The 21,069-nt window shown below is 36.6% G+C and carries 22 protein-coding genes, 1 tRNA gene and 1 pseudogene; 13 read left to right on the top strand and 11 right to left on the bottom strand.

Going from position 1 to position 21,069, the window contains the following annotated elements; translation table 11 throughout:
- Positions 1-85 precede the first annotated feature (85 nt).
- From HEQ36_RS03580 to HEQ36_RS03605, 6 genes are all read left to right on the top strand, one after another.
- Complete coding sequence (locus HEQ36_RS03580; protein ID WP_168637245.1) at positions 86-787, top strand: rhomboid family intramembrane serine protease; 702 nt, start codon at positions 86-88, stop codon at positions 785-787.
- Positions 788-967: 180 nt separating this feature from the next.
- Complete coding sequence (thrB, locus tag HEQ36_RS03585; protein WP_168637246.1) at positions 968-1,882, top strand: homoserine kinase; 915 nt, start codon at positions 968-970, stop codon at positions 1,880-1,882.
- Between the two features lie 225 nt (positions 1,883-2,107).
- Positions 2,108-2,557 (top strand): DUF29 domain-containing protein, encoded by a 450-nt coding sequence (locus HEQ36_RS03590; protein WP_053538169.1) that lies wholly within the window; start codon positions 2,108-2,110, stop codon positions 2,555-2,557.
- Between the two features lie 334 nt (positions 2,558-2,891).
- A complete protein-coding gene (locus HEQ36_RS03595; protein ID WP_205748405.1) occupies positions 2,892-3,200 on the top strand; it encodes a DUF4357 domain-containing protein in 309 nt (102 codons plus the stop codon).
- A 125-nt stretch (positions 3,201-3,325) separates the two neighbouring features.
- Positions 3,326-3,838, top strand: a complete 513-nt coding sequence (locus HEQ36_RS03600; protein WP_168466946.1) for a hypothetical protein — start codon at positions 3,326-3,328, stop codon at positions 3,836-3,838.
- 258 nt (positions 3,839-4,096) lie between these two features.
- Entirely contained in the window at positions 4,097-5,701 is a 1,605-nt protein-coding gene (locus HEQ36_RS03605) for an NAD(P)H-quinone oxidoreductase subunit 4 (protein ID WP_053538167.1), read from the top strand.
- An 86-nt stretch (positions 5,702-5,787) separates the two neighbouring features.
- Here HEQ36_RS03605 and HEQ36_RS03610 read toward each other — a convergent pair whose 3' ends face one another.
- On the bottom strand, positions 5,788-6,156 hold the full coding sequence (locus HEQ36_RS03610) for a 2TM domain-containing protein (protein ID WP_168635143.1): 369 nt from the start codon (positions 6,154-6,156) through the stop codon (positions 5,788-5,790).
- Positions 6,157-7,436: 1,280 nt separating this feature from the next.
- Between HEQ36_RS03610 and HEQ36_RS03615 the strand changes: the two genes are divergently transcribed.
- Positions 7,437-7,973, top strand: coding sequence for a phycobiliprotein lyase (locus HEQ36_RS03615; protein WP_168635142.1), 537 nt, complete (start codon positions 7,437-7,439; stop codon positions 7,971-7,973).
- Positions 7,974-8,242: 269 nt separating this feature from the next.
- Positions 8,243-8,572 (top strand): RNA-binding protein, encoded by a 330-nt coding sequence (locus tag HEQ36_RS03620; RefSeq protein ID WP_168635141.1) that lies wholly within the window; start codon positions 8,243-8,245, stop codon positions 8,570-8,572.
- Positions 8,573-8,751: 179 nt separating this feature from the next.
- Here HEQ36_RS03620 and HEQ36_RS03625 read toward each other — a convergent pair whose 3' ends face one another.
- Both HEQ36_RS03625 and HEQ36_RS03630 read right to left on the bottom strand, forming a co-directional pair.
- On the bottom strand, positions 8,752-10,152 hold the full coding sequence (locus HEQ36_RS03625) for a DUF2079 domain-containing protein (protein ID WP_081424143.1): 1,401 nt from the start codon (positions 10,150-10,152) through the stop codon (positions 8,752-8,754).
- Positions 10,153-10,163: 11 nt separating this feature from the next.
- The gene (locus HEQ36_RS03630; protein WP_168635140.1) at positions 10,164-11,345 is read right to left on the bottom strand and encodes a hypothetical protein; all 1,182 of its coding nucleotides are present in this window, start codon (positions 11,343-11,345) and stop codon (positions 10,164-10,166) included.
- A 602-nt stretch (positions 11,346-11,947) separates the two neighbouring features.
- Between HEQ36_RS03630 and HEQ36_RS03635 the strand changes: the two are divergent.
- The 5 genes and pseudogenes from HEQ36_RS03635 to HEQ36_RS03655 all read left to right on the top strand — a co-directional run bounded on the left by HEQ36_RS03635 (position 11,948) and on the right by HEQ36_RS03655 (position 16,793).
- Positions 11,948-12,908 (top strand): annotated as a pseudogene (locus tag HEQ36_RS03635) (IS110 family transposase).
- Positions 12,909-12,952: 44 nt separating this feature from the next.
- Complete coding sequence (locus tag HEQ36_RS03640) at positions 12,953-13,111, top strand: hypothetical protein (protein WP_205748404.1); 159 nt, start codon at positions 12,953-12,955, stop codon at positions 13,109-13,111.
- Positions 13,112-13,278: 167 nt separating this feature from the next.
- A complete protein-coding gene (locus tag HEQ36_RS03645; protein ID WP_168635139.1) occupies positions 13,279-13,884 on the top strand; it encodes a Uma2 family endonuclease in 606 nt (201 codons plus the stop codon).
- A gap of 170 nt (positions 13,885-14,054) precedes the next feature.
- Complete coding sequence (locus HEQ36_RS03650) at positions 14,055-15,548, top strand: mannosyltransferase (protein ID WP_053538160.1); 1,494 nt, start codon at positions 14,055-14,057, stop codon at positions 15,546-15,548.
- A 48-nt stretch (positions 15,549-15,596) separates the two neighbouring features.
- On the top strand, positions 15,597-16,793 hold the full coding sequence (locus HEQ36_RS03655) for a 1-deoxy-D-xylulose-5-phosphate reductoisomerase (protein WP_168635138.1): 1,197 nt from the start codon (positions 15,597-15,599) through the stop codon (positions 16,791-16,793).
- 65 nt (positions 16,794-16,858) lie between these two features.
- Here the strand turns inward: HEQ36_RS03655 and HEQ36_RS03660 are convergent, their stop codons facing one another.
- The 8 genes from HEQ36_RS03660 to HEQ36_RS03695 all read right to left on the bottom strand — a co-directional run bounded on the left by HEQ36_RS03660 (position 16,859) and on the right by HEQ36_RS03695 (position 21,061).
- Positions 16,859-17,473, bottom strand: a complete 615-nt coding sequence (locus HEQ36_RS03660; RefSeq protein WP_168635137.1) for a 2OG-Fe(II) oxygenase — start codon at positions 17,471-17,473, stop codon at positions 16,859-16,861.
- 256 nt (positions 17,474-17,729) lie between these two features.
- A complete protein-coding gene (locus HEQ36_RS03665; protein WP_168635136.1) occupies positions 17,730-18,236 on the bottom strand; it encodes a hypothetical protein in 507 nt (168 codons plus the stop codon).
- 256 nt (positions 18,237-18,492) lie between these two features.
- A complete protein-coding gene (locus HEQ36_RS03670; protein ID WP_325064575.1) occupies positions 18,493-18,789 on the bottom strand; it encodes a DUF2887 domain-containing protein in 297 nt (98 codons plus the stop codon).
- A gap of 298 nt (positions 18,790-19,087) precedes the next feature.
- Positions 19,088-19,228, bottom strand: a complete 141-nt coding sequence (locus HEQ36_RS03675) for a hypothetical protein (protein WP_290706817.1) — start codon at positions 19,226-19,228, stop codon at positions 19,088-19,090.
- A 178-nt stretch (positions 19,229-19,406) separates the two neighbouring features.
- Positions 19,407-19,661 (bottom strand): CU044_2847 family protein, encoded by a 255-nt coding sequence (locus HEQ36_RS25975; RefSeq protein WP_168635515.1) that lies wholly within the window; start codon positions 19,659-19,661, stop codon positions 19,407-19,409.
- Complete coding sequence (locus HEQ36_RS03685; RefSeq protein ID WP_168635135.1) at positions 19,588-20,175, bottom strand: FkbM family methyltransferase; 588 nt, start codon at positions 20,173-20,175, stop codon at positions 19,588-19,590. The genes HEQ36_RS25975 and HEQ36_RS03685 overlap by 74 nt, the downstream gene beginning before the upstream one ends.
- Positions 20,176-20,260: 85 nt before the next feature.
- Positions 20,261-20,331 (bottom strand) — tRNA-Cys (locus HEQ36_RS03690).
- Positions 20,332-20,464: 133 nt separating this feature from the next.
- The gene (locus HEQ36_RS03695) at positions 20,465-21,061 is read right to left on the bottom strand and encodes a chromophore lyase CpcT/CpeT (protein ID WP_168635134.1); all 597 of its coding nucleotides are present in this window, start codon (positions 21,059-21,061) and stop codon (positions 20,465-20,467) included.
- Positions 21,062-21,069 lie beyond the last annotated feature (8 nt).

Raw genomic sequence — 21,069 nt, forward strand, 5'->3', positions numbered from 1 at the left:
GATAATCTTGCCACACAAAAATGAGGAGATGGGAAAAAATATTAATTAGTAGTTAAAAATTAGTAATTCAAATGTTAAAATCAAGATGATTCCTATAGATGATAATATTCGCAGTTGGCAAAAGCCTATTATTAATTATTGGTTAATTGGGATTAATATAGTCATATTTTTCTGGGAAATCAAATTAGAATGGAGTAATGAATTAGGAGATTTAATTAATAATTGGGGAATTATTCCATCTCAAATAAATATTGCAATTGCTAACGCTTTTTTTTACAATTCTGCGGCGTGGGTAATTGTATTTTGGCGGTTACTTTCTTTACCTGTATCGCTGTTTCTGCATGGTAGTTTTAGCCAACTCTTAGGAAATATGCTGTTTTTATGGGTATTTGGGAAAACGGTAGAAAGTATTTTAGGACATAAACAATATTTACTACTTTATTTAACTTCTGGCTTTTTTTCTGGTATAGTCCAAATTATTTTATCCTCCGATTTAACAATGCCAATTATTGGCGCGAATGGAGCGATCGCATCTATTTTGGGTGCATATCTGATCAAATTTCCCCAGGCAAAAATATATTCAGTTTTGACTTTATTAGTTTTATATATTCCTGTTGAAGTACCAGTTATTTTGTATTTATTTTGGTGGTTTATACAGCAATCATTTTATGGCATAGGGAGTTTAAATATGGCGGGTAGTAGTTCCTTCTCTAGCGTCAGTTATTGGGGACAATTTGCGGCTTTAGTGACGGGTGCGGCTTTTATGAAAATTAGACAAAGACTTTAGGTTATTGTGATTTTTATGTGAAGCTGCACAGAATCATCAAATCCATCAATTCATCCGAATTTATCTGCGTTTATTTGCGTTCATCTGCGTTTAATAATTCTTGATATCTTATTCCATATCTTAATTTGGTATAAGGAAGTAAAATGGGGTAGTTCATATTGGAATTTTAAATTAACTTCAATGTCTGTAGTTTCTAGCATTACTGTTAAAGTTCCCGCGACGACGGCGAATTTGGGTCCGGGGTTTGATTGTATAGGTGCAGCTTTAAAGCTGTATAACGAATTTAAGTTTACTATTCTTGATGCAGGTGAGTTAATTATTCAAGTCTCTGGTTCGGAAGCCGCAAAGGTACAAACTGATGAGAGTAATCTTTTATACCAGGCGTTTGTCAAGTTATACCAATATATAGAAAAAACACCACCAGCGGTGAAAATAGAAATTAAGTTGGGTGTACCTTTAGCACGAGGTTTGGGTAGTTCTGCGACTGCTATTGTCGGGGGGTTAGTTGCTGCCAATGAGTTGGCTGGTTCACCGTTGTCTGAGTTACAGGTAATGGAATTAGCGATCGCCATGGAAGGACATCCTGATAATGTAGTACCAGCGTTATTAGGTGGTTGTCGTCTGGCTGCTACCAGCAAAAAAGGTTGGGAAATTTGTGATATTCTCTGGCATCGAGATATAGTTCCAGTCGTAGCAATTCCTAATTTTGAATTATCAACCGCCGAAGCACGAAAGGTTGTACCCACAGAAGTCAGTCGTGCTGATGCAATTTTCAATATTTCTCATTTAGGTTTATTATTACGCGGTTTAGCAACTAATCGGCAGGAATGGTTAACAGCAGCTTTGCAAGATAAATTACATCAACCTTATCGCCAATCCTTGATTCCTGGTTATGATGCTGTGAATGCGGCGGCTGTTGCTGCTGGTGCTTATGGCATGGTAATTAGTGGCGCAGGTCCCACACTTTTAGCTTTAGTTAATACAAGTCATACCAAATTCGTAGAAACGGCGATGGCAAATACCTGGACGGCAATGGGTATGGACTCAATTGTGCGATCGCTTCCCCTCGATATGCAAGGGGCGGTTATTTTGTAATAGATAATTACAAATGCAGCAACACCAAACATCTATAGCAATCCTATTTGAGTTGAGAACGTATCGGTGATAACGTAGTGTGACTTAAGTCATGGGAAGGGAACAGAAGTGTTCCCCTACTTTAAACATTTCATTTTGTTGATTAACATTAAATTATCGAGTCCGATACACCTTACAATATATATTGATTGTATGTGTAATTTGTAAATAACAAAAGGTAAAGTTATGACAGTTATTACTAATTTGCAGCAGATCTATGAAACAGATGACCATTTATGGTTATTAGAAACTATTAAATTATTAAAACAAAGTCGTTTTGATGAGTTAGATTTAGAAAATTTAATTGAGGAGTTGGAATCATTGGCAAAAAGAGATAAGCATCAAGTTAAAAGCCTACTAGAACAAGTAATTAGACATCTTTTATTATTGCAGTTTTGGACACAAGAATATGACAGAAATAAAAATCATTGGCGTTCAGAAATTAGAAGTTTTCGAGTACAGTTAAAAGATAGATTAACATCTAATTTGTATAATTATTTGAATTCTATTTTTACAACTATTTATGAGGACGCTTTGGGTTATGTTCAAGAAAAAACAGGTTTTACTGTAAATTTTCCCGCAGAATGTCCTTATTCTTTGGAGGAAGTTCTTGATATTCATTATTTACCTAATTGATTAAGTCATTGTTTGTGTGATGTCTATGAGGATGTTTGAAAAGTATCAGAATTAATCGAGATCCCCCCAACCCCCCTTACAAAGGGGGGCTAAATTCCTCAAAGTCCCCCTTTTTAAGGGGGATTTAGGGGGATCTGCGGGTGTCAGATCCCACACGAAAAAGTTTTCAAACAACCTCTATGGAGTGTGAAGCGATTGTCACACACAACTAATTGACAAGTAATTAATGTATAAAATATCATGAGAGCGGATAAAACCGTGATATTATTAGATGCAATAGTGCCAGCACTTCGTAAGAATCGCTTATCGCTTAATTTAACTAAGTAGGTTGGTGTTGAAAATTGTCGTTATGGCAAGGCAAAAGGCTAAAGTATACATTGGTGAGGCTGAAAATGCTTATTCTAGACTTGTTGACCATGTATCAAAAAAAGAATTTTGGAATGAAATTATTGTTCAAGTAGATGACAAACTTGTTTTTAAATCCGATTGGTTGTTTAGTAGCCCATCAGCAGCAGCAAATGTAATAATGGGGCGTAGTGCAAACGGATTGAAGGAATGGAAAGATTCTTCCGGCAAAAAGTTACATGAAATTGAGAAGCAAGAAATATCAAAAGCTAACAAACAAATTCAGCCAACAACTTAATGCGATCGCGTAGCACTGCTGCAAGCAGAGTGCTGTTCTTGCCGTGACTATTTTGATTGTCAAGCGATCGCCCAGAAGAAGTAACAGCTTTTTCACTTACCCCCAATCATCATATATATATGGATATGGAAAAAATCCAGTCAGAAATAGCAGCACTGAAATCTCAAATTCAAGCACTCCAACAAGAACGCGCTGCACTGACTAATCATCATGTAGAATCGGGCGAAAACGACTCACCCCTAGCGATAGTTGAAGCTTACCGTCGTCAAGCCAGAGAAAACGTCCAACTGTCCGCCGAACTTAAAGGCATAGACGATGCCCTATATTACCTAGAAAAGCAAATACAACAAAGGAAAGCTCATCTCAATCGGTATTTGCCCATGTCTATCCGCATCTCCCAACAACAAGAACAGCTAGAAGAAGCCAAAAAAATTGCTCAAGTTCATGCCGAACGAGTTAATGAACTAGCTGGAGAACTGGCAAAAGAAATTAAACTCCTCAAAACCTGCGCCGATGAACTTAGTCCCATGTATTGGCAAGTTTACTACAAACCTTTCATCACAGGCTTTAAGACAATTTCTGTCCCTTTCGTAAGATCAGATGGAGAAGTGTGGATGATTGTCAACCGTATTGTCTAAGAAACAGAGATAACTTTGATAAAAATTCAATTTATCCTCAAGCTGTTCATTATAACTAAAGACAGCGATATTAGTCGCTGTTTTTTTGTTGACGTTGCAAAAATTTACATTTAGAATGGACTCGCGGCATAATTTAGTAAGTATTTATTACTATCTGTCCTCCAAATTGGAAATCTTCATAAGAAATCGTTTACAGACGTAACGATTCCTTAATATAATGTAAACAAAAGCAAAACCAAAAACATATTGTCAACAGTGATGAATGCCATAGAAATTCCTTGGTTATCAGCCATAATTTTCCTGCCTTTAGTGGCAGCCCTCGCAATTCCCCTTATTCCCGATAAAGAGGGTAAAACCGTCCGCTGGTACGGCTTGGGAGTGGCATTATTAGACTTTGTACTCATGATTTTTGCCCTTTGGCAGAATTACGACTTTCAAAGTTCCGCCCTGCAAATGACAGAAAGCTATCCTTGGATACCCCAAATTGGCTTTAACTGGTCTCTAGGCATTGATGGTTTATCAATGCCCCTGATACTTCTCACAGGCTTCATTAACACACTCGCAGTATTCGCGGCTTGGAAAGTAACCAACAAGCCGCGTTTATTTTATGCGTTGATGTTGATTATGTACAGCGCTCAATTAGGAGTATTTCTCGCCCAAGACTTATTAATGTTCTTCTTGATGTGGGAAATTGAGCTAGTACCTGTTTACCTACTAATTTCCATCTGGGGAGGCACAAACCGCCGTTACGCAGCTACCAAGTTTATTATCTATACCGCCGCAGCATCCATATTTATACTGGTAGCTGGTTTTGCAATGGCTTTCTATGGTGATAACTTCACCTTCAACATGACCGAATTGGGAATGAAAGAATATCCCAAAACCTTAGAATTAGCCCTCTATGCAGGTTTCTTAATCGCTTATGGTGTCAAATTACCCATTTTTCCCTTACATACATGGTTGCCTGATGCTCATGGTGAAGCATCCGCACCCGGTTCAATGATCTTGGCAGGTGTATTGTTAAAAATGGGTGGTTATGCCTTAATTCGCTTTAACGTAGAAATGTTAACTGATGCTCATGTTACCTTTGCTCCAGTTTTAGCGATTTTAGGTGTAGTTAATATTGTTTATGGTGCTTGTTGCGCCTTTGCTCAAACCAATCTCAAACGCCGTCTGGCTTACTCTTCAATTGCCCACATGGGGTTTGTGTTAATTGGCATTGCATCTTATACAGAAATCGGTATCAGCGGTGCTGTATTACAAATGGTTTCTCACGGTTTAATTGCTGCTAGTTTATTCTTCCTTTCCGGTGTAACTTACGAACGTACTCACACCTTAGTGATGGATAAAATGGGCGGTATGGGTAAAGTAATGCCCAAAACTTTCGCTCTCTTTACTATCGGTTCAATGGCTTCTCTGGCTTTACCCGGAATGAGTGGTTTCGTCGGTGAATTGATGGTATTCTTAGGTCTTGCTACCAGTGATGTTTACAGTTCCAGCTTCAAAATTGTAGTCATCTTTCTATCAGCAGTTAGCGTGATTTTGACACCCATTTATTTACTGTCCATGCTACGTCAAGTTTTCTACGGCAACCAACATCAAGACTTACATTTAGATGCTGTAGTTCTTGATATTAAGCCCCGTGAATTATTTATCACCGCTTGCTTATTAGTTCCCATCATCGGTATTGGTTTTTATCCTAAGATGATTACACAAACCTATGATGTAAAAACAGTGGCAGTTACGGCTCATGCTCGTCAAGTTCTACCAGTTGTTGCTAGTCAACAACCTACAAACTTATACTCGCAAATTTTCACCACACCAACATTAGCTAGTTCCCAAATAGTGAATATAGTTGAGTAATTATCAAACCCAAAAGAGCGCTCTAGTAAATCTTAAATTAAAAGGGGATAAGATCCCCGACTTCTCCAAGAAGTCGGGGATCTATTTTAGACATTACTAATATAAACCTTCATTCCATGCAGTAATAAACCTAATCCCCATCCTAGTATGGGATAAATTGCCCAGAAATATCCAGGGCTTACCACTAGATTTAACAGCACCAAAAAACCATTAATTGCCAAAAAAGCAAATAGATGAGATTTGAAATCTTTCCGTTGTTGACTATTAGACATTTGCTCTTTTTTTACTTCTACGTTATTTTTTAACCATTCTTGTTCCGCAGCTTGTAGCGACTCTGAAGAAACACCTAATTCTGAGGCTATTTCTATAATTTGTTCTCTTGTATATTCTCCCTTTTGTTTTTGTCTAAAAGCTACTTCAAGAATCTGCTGCATTTCCTCTGCGTTGTAAGTCATTATCAATACCTAAAATGGCAAAAAATACTTTTGAGAGTTATTTTTGAAACGGTAGCTACACAATCATTTAAAATATATGTACCTACGAATTGCTTAGAAACACATTTTATAGTTGAAAAATAATTGATGTCGTAATTAACAGCACAAATTTATTAATAGATTTCAATTCCCCAATTATTAATCACAGCTACATTTCCCTAGCTTTGTCTTTGCCAATTTATATGGATGAGCTTTTATATAAGTAGGTTAGCATTGAAAATCGTCGTTATGGCAAGGCAAGAGTGAAGAGGGTTTAGGCGATTTTACTTTTCGTTACATAGATTGGTTTTATTGTGTTCACCTACTTAGTCAGCAAATCCTTAAGTCTGTAGGGGCGTAGGGTCTACGCCCTATATTGTATTGCATCCTAGCAATAAACCCTGTATTAGCCCTTGTACATTAATCCGTTCTATCTGTACTAGTAGTACAGGTATCTCATCTACTCGTTGGTTTGTAATTATGGATTTTGTTGCCGTAACGTCGAACATATCCTTACTTAGCTTATTTTATGCAAATAGCTCCAAGTACAGGCTATCGTGTACACACAAGTTATCGAATCACCATTATTCCTCAAATTACCCCACCCTAACCCTCCCCTTGTGAAGGGGAGGGAACTGGATTTTCTTGTTACCCCCTTTCCCCTTAGAAAAGGGGATAACAATGTGATGAAAATTACGGGATGCCACTTTTAAAACATCCTCTAAGCAAAAGCTCAATTTATTCCCTTGCGGAGTATAAATGCCCAAAAAATGGATGAACCGGGAGTTATTAAGTAATTGGACAAAAATATTTACAGTCATTGCGAGGGAAGGGAAGCAATCACAACCCTGGCGAACTGCTTGCAGCAGCGCTTCGCTATCGCTTGATTTCACTTCGTTCCATATGGCTAACGCCATGCAACGCTTACGCAATGACATTGTGTAATTAATTCTGTCTCACTACTTATCTGAATTTCCCCCTGGCATTTTCTATGATTCACTTCTATATTAAGAATAGTAAATAATAATTGCCTTTTATACCTATATCCGGTAAAGCCAGATGTATTACCATAGCCTAGCAGTTCGTCAAATTTATTTTGACGGGTAATGCTTCTGTTCTTCCCTCCCCTGCCCCCCTGCCTCTCTTCTCCCCCTGCTTGCCTTCACCCGTCATTTTCGGCTTGACAGACTACTAGTAGCAGATGGCACAGAAAGATATAGAAAATCAAGCAAGAATTTATGGATAAATGAGGAAAGTAAACAGTGAAAGCATCCCTCAAACTGGTTAAAACCGCTGATGACAGGCAGATTGCCGCATTCTTTGAGGAATCGGTAGGTGAATGGCACTCAGAACGACGTTACTACACCCTACCCCAGGGAGAAACCAAGGAAATGGAGAGTATAATCACCATCCGATTTTTAGAACAGGGGTGTGAGGAATTGGAAAAACTAGCCCAACTCCATGATTTAGTAGATTTGCAAAGTTTGACCTGTGGCGCTGAAGTATCTTGGCAAAGCACTGATATAATTAAGGTCAGACGAGAATCTCAGGGTTTAACCCTGTTTGGGGCTTTGGGAAACATTTTGTACAGAGATCGTGGTTTTGCCACATCTAAACCAGTTACAGCAGATTATTATTTATCAAATCCTCAAACTCTGTGTTTGCGAACTGAATATAATAATTCAGTATTTGAGGAAGAGATTAAACTCATTGGTAGTAAATATCGTACCCGACAAAGCATCATTTCCCGTGCCAGTGAACAATTAATGATTGGTCAATACCTGGAGAAGCGAATATAATCGAGCGGTTCATGGCTGAAATGCAGGGGATAGGGTTAATTAACGGGCATAACTTACAGGTGGGACTGATCATAAGCAACAAATATGACTTTTTACAACATTTTTTAAACTTCTTCCCACAATTATGATTTTTTGTGTAATCATTAGAAGGTGGGAATTAATTCGGCGGTAATGTTTGTGGTTAGTATTGACAGGCTTTCCCTTTTGGTATTTACAGACTTTTCTCCGAAATCTAAATCTCTACACTCTTATGATTTTGGAAATATTCTATGTCAATTTACGTGGGTAACCTCTCTTATGAAGTTACACAAGATGCGCTGAGTCAAGTTTTTGCGGAATATGGTGCTGTGAAACGTGTTCAGCTTCCCACTGACCGTGAGACAGGTCGCTTGCGCGGCTTCGGTTTTGTGGAAATGGGTACTGATGCTGAAGAACAGGCTGCTATTGATGCCCTTGATGGTGCTGAATGGATGGGTCGTGATTTGAAAGTAAACAAAGCAAAACCCAAAGAAGACAGAGGTCCTTCAGGTGGTGGACGTGGTGGCTACGGCGGTGGCGGTGGCAACCGTGGCGGCGGCGGCGGCGGCGGTCGCTATTAAGTCTAAGCCAAATATAACTAAAGTTTTTTAGTTATTAAATTCTTGAAAATTGCCTATTCCGTCAGCGGGGTGGGTAATTTTTTTGGCGTTGCTGAAACCAAGTATGAATTTAGCTGTAGAGACGTTCCATGGAACGTCTCTACAAGGGTTGTAAAATCATCAAAAATTATCTTCATACCTCAAATCGGCAATGCCATTTTTTTATATACAAAGAGATATACATCATCACGTTGATATTTTAAATTAAAATCAGAACGCTTTTTTAATTCCTTAGTCAAATTATTATAATCTTCTACTGTTGCGCCCCAGCCAGGATGGCGGGTATTAAGTAATATATAATGAAAATTATTCAACTCATGGAGTTTATATTTAAAACTAATCTGTTGCCTATGGGTTAAATGTGGAGTAATTACATCTGTAGTCAACACACTGTCTTGAGTTTTCACTAAAGATATTGCTTCTTTAGTAGCTTGCCAATTATCTACAGAATTAAGATATTTGGAAATAAAGAAACCCCATTTACCTAAAATCAAAAACCAAATTAAAGACCATAAAAAAATTACTCTTTTTTGTTTTAGCCATGCTTTATCTGCCGCAATACTAGCAATTAATGCTAACATTATGAAGGGAATTGCTGGTAAAGAATAATGTAAAATTACGTTTTTTTGTGAAGGATGATCAGCAAGTATATTTAATGCTAAACAAGGAATCGCACCTATTAATGGTGTCATGTATTTAGGTATTAAACCCCAGATTACAGGTGCTAATAGAAAAGACAAATATTCTAAATTTATAGACGATAAAATGTTGCTAATAATAATTTTTGGTTGAAATAAGATAATTTGTAATGTTTCCGAAAATGAATTTCCTAAATAGCTATAACGATAAAAATGCCGACTGACTAATGCTGCTTCGCTACCGAAAAAAGGAATAATGATTTTGTTAGCAATTACAAACCATGCTAAACCACTAATAATAGCTATGAAACCGTACAAACGCCGTTTTTCAAATAGTAGTAACCAAACACCCATAGCTGCTACTGTCAAGGAAAGTACAGCTTTACATCCCAATACTACTAAAACATTTATACAAAACCAAAATACTTTTTTGCTTCTTGCATTTAAAACTGCTGTCAAAAGTGCAGGAACAGCAAGAGTATCTGGATGAAAATCACACAAATTACTGTTATATAGGACTGGATATAGTAGGTAAACAACTACCATTGCTATTGCTTGATTGTCTTTCAACCCTGCTTGTAATGCGAGTAAATATGTAGGAAAAGCACCTAAAGACAAAGCAACAGACTGAACTACAAACAACCAATAGACATGAGGATATATTTTATATAGTAAGGCGATAGGATACAAAATCCAAGCAGCATGATCAGCTAAAACATGAAAACCAAGTACAGAGGAAGTTGGCAATTTTCCCTGACTAATTAAGTAAACTGTTTGATCAAAAAATGCTAAATCTCCAGATGAATTAAATAACTCATGCCGAATAATACTAGCTGCTAATAAAATTAAGGCACTAATACTAATAATTACAGAAATATTATTTTTAGGTATTAATTTTTCCACATTAGAATTTATTATTTATTGATGTTTAAGGAAAAATCAGGCTTTGATTTCTGGTAGATCATATCACAATTTCGCACAATAAACCAAAGAGTAAAACCTAAAGGAATAGAAAACAATTGAATATATATAGGAGTTCCCAAGTAACTAATAAATGATGCCAGTTGCACCGATATTGCTACCCAACGATATTGAGGAAAGTAAAAAGCAAAGATAATAGACAAAATATCTGTAGGATAAAAATATCTTTCGTGCATTTTTGGCAAAAGATATGGCATAAAAAATACTGACATTGTAGCTAAATATATCAGTCTATCTTGAGTAATTTCTAATTTATTTCTATAAACAAGATATACTAATAAAAGTATGGCAGTTACAGTTAACATTAACCCTATAGGCACAACAATGTTATAAAACTCATTAGGAATCCATTGATAAAGATTAGGGACATTTTTAGCTAGTTCTTTATATTTATTAGACTGTTCAAAATATACCAATAGTAATTCTGTAATTGATCTACCAGCAATCCAAGCTGGCAACATTGCTACTAAATATGCTAAAGGAATTATTGGTAAATAGAACCAAGATATTCTTTTTTTAACCAATAAAGTTAATAACAAAGGTACTAAAAACATTGCTTGTAATTTAAATGAAAGTGCCACACCAAAACTGATTAATGCAGGAACTTGTTTGTAAATAGATAAAAAGTAAACACAAGCAATTAATCCCGTGGTATAGATAACATCACATTGTCCCCAAAGAGAACTATTGTAAATTACAGTGGGACTTAAGATAACGGCTAAAAAAGCCCAATTTGCCATTTTACCCACAGGATATTTAAGCTTAACAATTTTATAAGTAAAAAATGCACAAATAAAGTCAACACTCATGGCAAAAAGTTTAATTGCCAGAATTTTTGGTAATCCAGAAAGCAGAGTAGAGGCAATCAAAAGCCAGTAAAGATAGGAAGGTGTATAATCAGCGAAGCCATATTTTAAGGCACTAAAACCACCATGAGATGCGATAAAATCGTACCAAGGATCTAGAAAATATTTGTAATCTACTGATTGATTGGGAACACAAACTAATCTGATTGTTACAGCAAATATAATACCAATTGCCAAATATCTGGGAATTAATATATGATCAAACTTATCTTTTATTGACTTCAATAATGTTTTGTGTGAATTATTCATGATTATTAATTATGATACTTTTATCTTTGTAAATTTTACTTTAAGAAAAATAGGAAATACCGTACTAAGTAGTGAGACAGAATTAGTTGCACAATGTCATTGCAAATGGAACGAAGTGAAATGAAGCAATCGCAAGGGTTGTGATTGCTTCCCTTCGCTCGCAATGACTGTAAATATTTTTGTCCAATTACTTATTATTGACAATACCTTGTCCATTTTTTGTAGGTCGGGTTAAGCGACAGCGCAACCCGACGTATTTGTTGGGTTATGGCTATGGCTCCTACGTCGCCACGCAAGCTATCGCCACACTTCGTGAACGTGCCATTGCTCCGCGAACGTTCACGTTCCACAACCCAACCTTGTATCTTAGAGGTATGTTAGAAGAAGTGGTAGACCGTCCCAACCTGGGTCAGAAAAGACCGCTTTGTAGCAAGGATCACCACAACAATCTCCATGACAGAACTCGAACAGTCGCCTGGGGTAAAAACTATGAACAAAGACATAGATAATATAGCCCGTATCGTGCAAGGATGAGTGAAATCAAGGGGATGAATAAAAACAAAACAAATTAAAAAGAAGTAATTGAAATTGGAGAGTTAAAAATGGATTATATCTCCCAATGGGTAGGCATTGACGTAAGTAAAGCAACACTTGATGTTTATATCCGTCCAATGGGTAAAGCATTTCAATTTGCTAATACTGAAACAGAAATAGCTAATCTAGTTAAGCAACTTCAATCTAACGATTTAAACCTAATCGTACTGGAAGCAACAGGAGGACTAGAAACAGAATTAATCATTCAATTGCAAGCGGCTCTTTTACCAGTAGCATTAATCAATCCTCGTCAGGGAAGAGACTTTGCTAAAGCTACAGGTAAGTTAGCCAAAACCGATGCCATTGATGCACAGATTTTGGCGCATTTCGGTGAAGCAATGAAACCGGAGGTGTTAGCATTTTGATTGTGAAATGTCACGTCAATTAGGCGAATTAATTAGTCGCCGAAGACAATTAGTAGAAATGTCTACAGCGGAAAAGAATCGCCGTGACCGCGCTCGTGGTAAAGCTTTGACAGATATTGAATCCCATATTGATTATCTTGAGCAACATCTTCAACAACTCAATCAAGAAATTGAGACGTTGACCCAAAATAATCAACAATGGATTGATAAAGTCAATCTACTCAAAACTACTCCTGGCATTGGTCAAGTAATTTCTACCACTTTAGTTTCTGACTTACCAGAATTAGGTCAATTAACTGCCAAACAAATCTCTCGCTTAGTTGGTGTTGCACCAATTAATCATGATAGTGGTCAGCACAAAGGTAAGCGCATGATTAATGGTGGTCGCGCCCATGTTCGTGCCATTCTTTATATGGGTGCTGTTGTTGCCATGCGTCATAATCCTGTTATCAAAACTTTTTATGAGCGCTTGGTTGAACGTGGTAAACCCAAAAAATTGGCCATTACTGCTTGCGTTCATAAAATGTTAGTTATTTTAAATGCGATGATTCGAGATCATCTTCCTTGGTCTATTTCTCAAGACTCACAACCAATTTCTGCATAAAGTTCTACTGTCGTTTTTATACCTCCAATCTAGTTTGGTAATTTATGGCAATCTATAATTTACCTGTTTTGTTCTGTTCTGTTTTTCTCCTCTATTTTCTGACTTTTTTCCTAGACTTTAAATTTTTCCTTAACGATCGCTTGACAATCAAGACAGTCGCTACAAATCAAGACTTTTTTCAATTTGGACAAGGTATTGATTGATCTACTTAGTAAAAAGTTTACTATTACTAACGTATTACAATTTACCATACTTTGGTTGAATCTCTAATGCAACAGATGAAAAGTATTAGAAACTTAATAGATAAAAACTTAATCAATAATTATTACTGATATGTTAAACTAACGAACATCGCTTTCTGATCAAAAATATGCAATTAATAGCAAAGCAATATTACACCCCAGAAGAATATCTGGAATTAGAAGCCACTGCTGAGTATAAAAGCGAATACATTGACGGACAAATAATTCCTATGGCTGGTGCATCTATAAATCATAACCGGATTACAGGTAATTTTTACGCTACGCTGAATTTTGCCTTTAGACAACAAGGCAAATATGAGGTTTTTAACAGTGATATGCGTCTATGGATACCTCAAAAACTAATATACACTTATCCAGATGTGATCATTATTGCAGATGAGCCGGAATTTTTCAATAATCGGACAGATACAATCACAAATCCCCAGGTAATTATTGAAGTTTTATCCAAATCTACCAAAAGTTATGATAGAGAAGATAAATTTGCAGCTTACAGAACAATTCCCACTTTTCAAGAATATCTATTAATTGATCAAAACCGCATTCATGTAGAACAATTTTTCAAAACTGGGAAAAAAAGATGGACTTTGTGTGAGTATGATGCAGAAGATGGAAACATATCTCTGGAAACCATACCTTTTGAAATTTCTTTACAAGATTTATACAATAAAGTAAAGTTTGAACTTGTGCAAGCAGAAACAGAAAAAAATGGGTAAATGTTGTCTGTTTATAATATTCTGGAAATATTACCAAATTAAGATGAAACTGCATGGAATAGGATTTTAATAATTATTGACCGCAGATAAATTCGGATGAATTCATGGATTTCATGATTCTGTGCAGCCTCTGATAAAATTGGTATAACTTCTTTTAGTTAGAATAACAGATGAATCGCAAATTTAACTTAGATAATCTATTATTAAGCCTCCTAATTCTCCTAGCATTAATATTGCGCGTTGGTGTTGCTTTAAGATTTCCTAATATATTTTGGCCAGATGAAATTTTCCAAACCCTAGAACCTGCACACCGACTTGCTTTTGGTAATGGTATTGTTACCTGGGAATTTCGAGACGGGATTCGCTCTTGGGTATTACCAGTCATTCTGGCAGGTATTATGCGTCTAACCGCGTGCTTGGGAGAAGGTTCTACTGGATATTTAATGGGAATTAATATATTTTTGTCTCTACTTTCCTTGAGTAATATCTTGGTAGCATATCTATGGGGAAAAAAAGTAGGCGGAACAATTACAGCTTTGACTTGTGCTGGTATTTGTGCTATCTGGTTTGAATTTATTTACTTTTCTCCTAAAGCTTTCACCGAAGTGATAGCTACACATTTTCTGTTACCAGGAATATATTTAGGACTGCACAAAAATTCATTCCAACTCAGAAATCGGCTATTTTTATCAGGATGTTTGCTAGGAATATCTTTGGCATTAAGAATACATTTATTACCTTGCATTGCTTTTGTTTTAATTTACATTTGTAGAAAAGATTGGCAGCAAAAATGGTTGCCCATGATAGCAGGAATTTTTGCTCCTATACTTGTATTTGGAACTGTTGATGCTTTTACTTGGTCTTATCCTTTTCAATCTTTTTGGTTAAATATTTGGGTGAACCTTGTGGAAGGTAAAAGTAAGCTATATGGGGTTTCTCCTTGGTATGAATATTTAATTTTATTGCTAAAAAGTTGGTCTTGGCTATTTCTGCCGATTATGATTCTTGTGCTGATAGGTTCACGTCGTCTGCCTATTTTGGCATGGTCGGCGTTAATTATTATCTTGTCTCATAGTTTCTTAGCTCATAAAGAATATCGGTTTATTTATCCAGCATTATCAATGCTCATGATATTAGCAGGAATAGGCACAGCAGAATTAGTTTTAAATTTGTCCCGCAAATGGAATTCATTTCCAAAAATAGTTATAGCAATATTACTTTGTTTTGCTCTTTGGACTGCAACTTCTGTTGCTTTGGTAAGCAGATTTAATATTTATAATAATTTGACTTTTTCTACTTTTGGTACTGATTTAGAAAATACACATTTATATGCTACAACTAATAATTTATTGGCTTTACAAAGCTTAAGTAAAGAAAATACTGTTTGCGGACTTGGTCTTTGGGGTATTAATTGGGCTTTATCAGGAGGGTATACATATTTTCATCATCATGTTCCTATATTTCCAGTGGAGAAGATAGCAGATTTTGCAGCACTAAAAGCAGGTTTTAATTACGTTGTTGGTGATATATCTATACCATCTCAATATAAGAATTATACTTTACAAAAATGTTGGCAAGGAACTTGTGTTTATAAGCGTCCAGGTTCCTGTACTCAGATTATAGATCGTGAGATCAATTCTGTTCTCAAAAAATCGGGAAATTAGTAGCCTAAGCAATTTATATTTAAAATTAGCGTTAATTATTAAATAATTGTGAAAGCTATTACTCTGCTTGGTTCTACTGGTTCGATTGGTACGCAAACCTTAGATATCGTCTCTGAACACCCGGATAAATTCCGCATTGTGGGATTGGCTGCTGGACGGAATGTGGAGCTATTCGCGGCGCAAATTCGCCAGTTTCGTCCCCAAATCGCGGCTATTTCTGCTGCTGAGAAATTACCGGAACTTAAAGAAGCCATTAAAGACTTAAATCCTCAACCCATTTTACTGGCTGGGGAGGCGGGAGTGATAGAAGTTGCTCGTTATGGCGATTCTCAGACGGTTGTTACTGGTATTGTTGGTTGTGCGGGGTTACTTCCAACCATTGCAGCTATTGAAGCGGGCAAAGATATTGCTTTAGCAAATAAAGAAACTATCATTGCTGGCGCTCCTGTGGTGCTACCTTTGGTGGAAAAACACGGAGTGAAACTATTACCAGCCGATTCCGAACATTCCGCTATTTTTCAATGTTTGCAAGGTGTTCCTAAAGATGGTTTAAAAAAGATATTGCTGACTGCTTCTGGGGGTGCTTTTCGAGATTGGCCTGTGGAAAAATTACCAGAGGTAAAGGTTGCTGATGCTATTAAACATCCTAACTGGTCAATGGGGCGAAAAATTACGGTAGATTCGGCAACTTTGATGAATAAGGGTTTGGAGGTAATTGAGGCTCATTATTTATTTGGGGTAGATTATGACAATATCGAAATTGTTATTCATCCTCAAAGTATTATTCACTCGTTAATAGAATTACAAGATACTTCTGTTTTGGCTCAACTTGGTTGGCCGGATATGCGTTTACCTTTACTTTATGCTTTATCTTGGCCGGAGCGAGTTTACACTAATTGGGAAAGATTGAATTTAGTGAAATCTGGTGATTTAACTTTCCGTGAACCAGATCATCAAAAATATCCTTGTATGGGTTTAGCTTATGCTGCGGGTAGGGCTGGTGGTTCTATGCCGGCGGTGTTGAATGCGGCAAATGAACAAGCTGTGGCGTTATTTTTAGATGAGAAAATTCACTATTTGGATATTGCTCGGTGTATTGAATTTGTGTGCGATCGCCATCAAAATGATAACAAACAAAATCCCTCTTTAGATGACATTTTAGCAGCAGATAAATGGGCTAGACAAGAAGTTTTCACAGCTATGGAAAAGGTAGCAACTCAACCACAGATAATTTCTGTAGGGTAACAATAAATAGAATAAATAGATCCCCGACTTCTTGAAGAAGTCGGGGATCTTGTGGACATTTTAGCTTACTTTCTTTGTTTTTTCCCATTCCCTTGATTAGCCCTGGACTCTAATGTAAACTGGGGTATTTCCTCAAGTTCATCTTCACTCAAACTATACTGTTCACACACAAGACTTAAGCGATTTCCCACAGTTGTCACTGCATTCACAGAATGAGTTAAATCACCCTGAAAGTAAATTAAAGAGTTGGTTTGGGGTTTAATTTGTCCAACTTGGCGTTTTTGCGATTTTAGCACCAATTCCCCCCCCTCCATATCCTCTGGTACGCGCACATAAAGCACGCTGACAAATGCAGGAGGTTCAACGGTTTTACAATAGGAACGCAAAGACCGATCAATATGGGGGTCAACGCGAGAACCTGCTTTGAGTAGTAAAGGATTCAGATAAAAAGCATTACAACTAGGTAAAAGCGCCAAATCTAAATAAGGCTTAAAATAGGGGAATTTTTGGACAACTTCTGCTAAACCCTGACGCTGAAATACCACAGAAAAGCCTTTAGTATTAATAAAATCTCGGTTGAGGTTATTAATAGCGAAATAGGGACAAGCTTGGATTTCTCCCCACAAGTCCTGGAGATATTGAACAGGAAAGGCGTTAGGATGTTGTTGATAGTATTTCACGGTCTTAAATTAATGGATCTTGAGTTTAATTTTTGTCTGAATCAGGATATCCAGGATTAGAGGATTAACAGGATACTTGATTTAACATTTCTATAGTATTTCATAGTCTTAAACTTCAATCCTGGACATCCTGATTCAGACAATGATATTTCCAGAGAATACCTTAATAAAACAACCAATAAAAATCATGATCAAAAAACCCATCAACAAAACCATCAAACCATCCTGTACATCCCTAAATCCTGGACATCCTGATTCAGACAATGATATTTCCAGGGAATACCGGGAATACCTTAATAAAACAATCAATAAAAATCATGATTAAAAAACCCATCAACAAAACCATCAAACTATCCTGGACATCCTGATTCAGACAAAAAAATCGTCTGCGGTTGATTTGCGTTTTTTTAGAAACTTGATTTTTATATTTAATAAAAATGACGATAATTAATTCTTTTTGTATTATATTTTCATTAAATACTGTGCGATCGCATAAATGTGGTAAAAGTGAAGGAATTGGTTTTTTAGTAAAATCTCTATTAGTATTGGTAGAGGGAGTAGAGGATTTTAATATTTCTACTTCTTGATCAATCTTTTCCAGTTCTTCATAAAGGCGGTTTATTTGTCGCTCTAATTGATTTTTATTTTCCGCATTTTGCGTTTCATTTAGTTGGTTAGAAACAGATTCAATATCCTTTTTCTTCTCCTGGTATCTCTTTGCTAATTGCTTAAGTTTGATATCGTCAGGTTTTTCCTTTTCCATATTATAAAAAATTCCCAGAATTTATACTCAAATCGTTTAATCATTTGATTCCATAGATAGGGGTAAAGCAAGAGCTTCATTGGTGTCAACTTAACGTAAAACCTCTATCCCGCAAAGAACTTAAGTCATCTCATTCCCAGTCTCTGACTGGGAATAAATTCTAGAAGGCTCTGTCTTCAATGATATTTAGAGGCAGAGCCTCATCAACTGCATTCCTAGTCAGAGACTAGGAACGAGATGTGGTAGGGATTTGAGTTTAAGTTGACACCAATGATTTTTCAGGTTTATACTGGTTTAAATAAACAAACGCTTCTGTAATTAATCTCCAGTATAAATTATCATCGCTCTGAAATTGCACTTCTACAAAATAAATCGGGTCTTGTGGGTACTCTGATTTGGGCAAAAACAAGCCATCTATCCGCCGGGCTAACTCTTTGATTTCTACAGAAGAAAATTCGTAGTGTAAAGCCAGTGTAGGTGACTTTTCTAGAACTTCAAATAAAACGCTGGGAAGATTTTGGAGAAGGGTGTAAAATATCGTATCTGTCTTCATTTTATAAAGTTGAAAATGGCTTAATTAAAGGGGGCGGTTAGAAACCGCGTCTACACAGGCAAAACCCACCTGCGTGGGTTTCCGAATTTTATTCGCTAAACCCCTAAGAGGGTGTTTGAAAAGTCATGGTTGCTGTATCAAATGTTTTACCCCTCCCTAACCCTCCCCTTATAAAGGGGAGGGAACTGGATTTTCTTGTTTCCTCCCTTGATAAGGGGACACTAAGGGGGGTAACAATGTGATGAAAATTACGGGATACCACTTTTAAAACATCCTCTAAACTCGAAAGTGGTTATTACTAGATCATTTTTAGTTGTTCCTCAACATCATTCATATCCTGTTCAATCCTGTTTAATTGTCGTTGCAAGTTATTACGACTTTCGGCATTTTCTGTGTAATTCAATTGGTTATAAACTGCTTCATAATCACATTCTAAAATTACTGTGTATTAGTGACAATACCCAAAGCTGCTGTAATTACATGAGCGCAGGTAAGAAGATGATACTGACGCACTAAAAAACCAGCACCAACAACTTTACCCTGTTTATTATAAATGCGAGCGATCGCTCATTTAAAGACCTGAAAATAATTTTCAGTTGACATAAAACCTAGAAATCCTAGTCCTTACTCCACTTCACCGTAATCTCAAAATTAACTTCCCCACCCACCGAAGTTATAATAGCTCCAGCATCAGCACTGAGTTTGATGCCAAACTTAACTTCCATTTCCTTGGGTCCCAAGTCTTTAAATTTGTTAGTAATGCTGGCAACTACGGGCTTAATATTATCTATAGCTTCTTCAAAAGTCTTTTGTGCTTTTGCAATTTCTCGGCCAGATGGTAAAGCGATTAACTTCTTTTCCTTGAAAAGCAGCGGTTAATTTCCAATTGATAAGACGTGAAAATAAAGACTCTGGCAAATATCGTAACCAGGAAAGAGGAGCAGGAAAATGTTTAAAATTAGCTATAGATATTGATTGAAGTTTATCTATTTCCGCTTGTTGTGTAATGGGATAGGCTGTAGAACCTAATGTCATATTTGGATAATAAGTAAATTTTACATTTCCAGCTTTTTGAGAAAGTCCACAAGCATAGGATTTAACATTTTTTAACCTAAAACGTTGAATGTTTTTATTTAAAACTTCAAAAATATCAGGGATAGGTTCAAAAGCATAAATATTTATTTTCTGATTAAATTTATGTGATAAATAAAGTGCAAATAATCCAATATTTGCACCAACATCAAAAACTGTATCTCCTTGATTTAACCCAATACCATATTTTAAATAATTCTGAACTTCCTGATACATTAATTGTGCTTCATCTTTTCGTAAACACAATATTTTCATCCCATTAGAAAGACGAGTTTCTCGAATTACACTTGACATAAAACTTCTAAACTTAAATAATGCCTGCAAAAACACTATAACACTATCTATACCGGGCATTAATTATTTTCTTATTTTTTTCCAAAGGCGACACCCGGATTTGAACCGGGGGTGAAGGTTTTGCAGACCCTTGCCTTACCACTTGGCTATGTCGCCGCGCCTACGATTACTCATGATAGCACCATTTTTTTCAATTTGCACTATTTAGGAGAAATTTTTTTAATTATGCTTTTGATTATTAATTTTTTTCACAGACTGGACAGACTGAAAGCCTGTCCTGTATTGGATTTTAGGGACTTAATTTGACTTCTTGGGCAAAATTCCCCCAACGCAGGAAGTAAAAAGGACCAGCGACAGAACCCCAAATATGCTCATCTGTTTCAGGATTTCGCCCTCTGTCGCGGCTGATGAACTTTTCACCATCAATTTCAAAATCACTATCCAAATAGGTTCTTTGCCCGTCACGGATGACAATGCAGCCCTTTCCAGGTTCGACTGTGCCTTTAAACTTGGTGCCAGTCCACTCTACAATCATGTTACAACCAGAAAGCCTTTCCAAGCGATCGCTTGTCAAAGTCTGCAACCTTGGTAAATCGCGGGAAGCGCCGTAAAAATCCTTTTCTTCTTTGACAGTATAGTTTTCAATATGGATTTTATCCCCCACAGTTGTCAGATGTAATACCCGCACCCGATAAGGCTTATTCAGCATATAGTCATAAGCTTGTTCCACAAACAAACTTACACCTGATAACACCCCCCAATGGAGGGGACGCATACATACACGAATATGGGCAAAAAAAGCCGGATTCTCAAAAACTTGGGCTTGATTACTGAAATCAGCCGCCATCCACCTTGCTAAAGTGGCAATATCTGGAGAATGAGTCATATCAATTT

The sequence above is a fragment of the Anabaena sp. 54 genome, from assembly GCF_017355725.1.
Lineage (GTDB): Bacteria > Cyanobacteriota > Cyanobacteriia > Cyanobacteriales > Nostocaceae > Dolichospermum > Dolichospermum heterosporum.

What these genes read in the sequence shown, in the direction of transcription:
- HEQ36_RS03580 (WP_168637245.1), top strand. Translation starts at nt 86, where the DNA reads ATGATTCCTATAGATGATAATATTCGCAGTTGGCAAAAGCCTATTATT.
- thrB (WP_168637246.1), top strand. Translation starts at nt 968, where the DNA reads ATGTCTGTAGTTTCTAGCATTACTGTTAAAGTTCCCGCGACGACGGCG.
- HEQ36_RS03590 (WP_053538169.1), top strand. Translation starts at nt 2,108, where the DNA reads ATGACAGTTATTACTAATTTGCAGCAGATCTATGAAACAGATGACCAT.
- HEQ36_RS03600 (WP_168466946.1), top strand. Translation starts at nt 3,326, where the DNA reads ATGGAAAAAATCCAGTCAGAAATAGCAGCACTGAAATCTCAAATTCAA.
- HEQ36_RS03605 (WP_053538167.1), top strand. Translation starts at nt 4,097, where the DNA reads ATGAATGCCATAGAAATTCCTTGGTTATCAGCCATAATTTTCCTGCCT.
- HEQ36_RS03610 (WP_168635143.1), bottom strand. Translation starts at nt 6,156, where the DNA reads ATGACTTACAACGCAGAGGAAATGCAGCAGATTCTTGAAGTAGCTTTT.
- HEQ36_RS03620 (WP_168635141.1), top strand. Translation starts at nt 8,243, where the DNA reads ATGTCAATTTACGTGGGTAACCTCTCTTATGAAGTTACACAAGATGCG.
- HEQ36_RS03630 (WP_168635140.1), bottom strand. Translation starts at nt 11,345, where the DNA reads ATGAATAATTCACACAAAACATTATTGAAGTCAATAAAAGATAAGTTT.
- HEQ36_RS03640 (WP_205748404.1), top strand. Translation starts at nt 12,953, where the DNA reads ATGGCAATCTATAATTTACCTGTTTTGTTCTGTTCTGTTTTTCTCCTC.
- HEQ36_RS03645 (WP_168635139.1), top strand. Translation starts at nt 13,279, where the DNA reads ATGCAATTAATAGCAAAGCAATATTACACCCCAGAAGAATATCTGGAA.
- HEQ36_RS03650 (WP_053538160.1), top strand. Translation starts at nt 14,055, where the DNA reads ATGAATCGCAAATTTAACTTAGATAATCTATTATTAAGCCTCCTAATT.
- HEQ36_RS03665 (WP_168635136.1), bottom strand. Translation starts at nt 18,236, where the DNA reads ATGGAAAAGGAAAAACCTGACGATATCAAACTTAAGCAATTAGCAAAG.
- HEQ36_RS03670 (WP_325064575.1), bottom strand. Translation starts at nt 18,789, where the DNA reads ATGAAGACAGATACGATATTTTACACCCTTCTCCAAAATCTTCCCAGC.
- HEQ36_RS03685 (WP_168635135.1), bottom strand. Translation starts at nt 20,175, where the DNA reads ATGTCAAGTGTAATTCGAGAAACTCGTCTTTCTAATGGGATGAAAATA.
- HEQ36_RS03695 (WP_168635134.1), bottom strand. Translation starts at nt 21,061, where the DNA reads ATGACTCATTCTCCAGATATTGCCACTTTAGCAAGGTGGATGGCGGCT.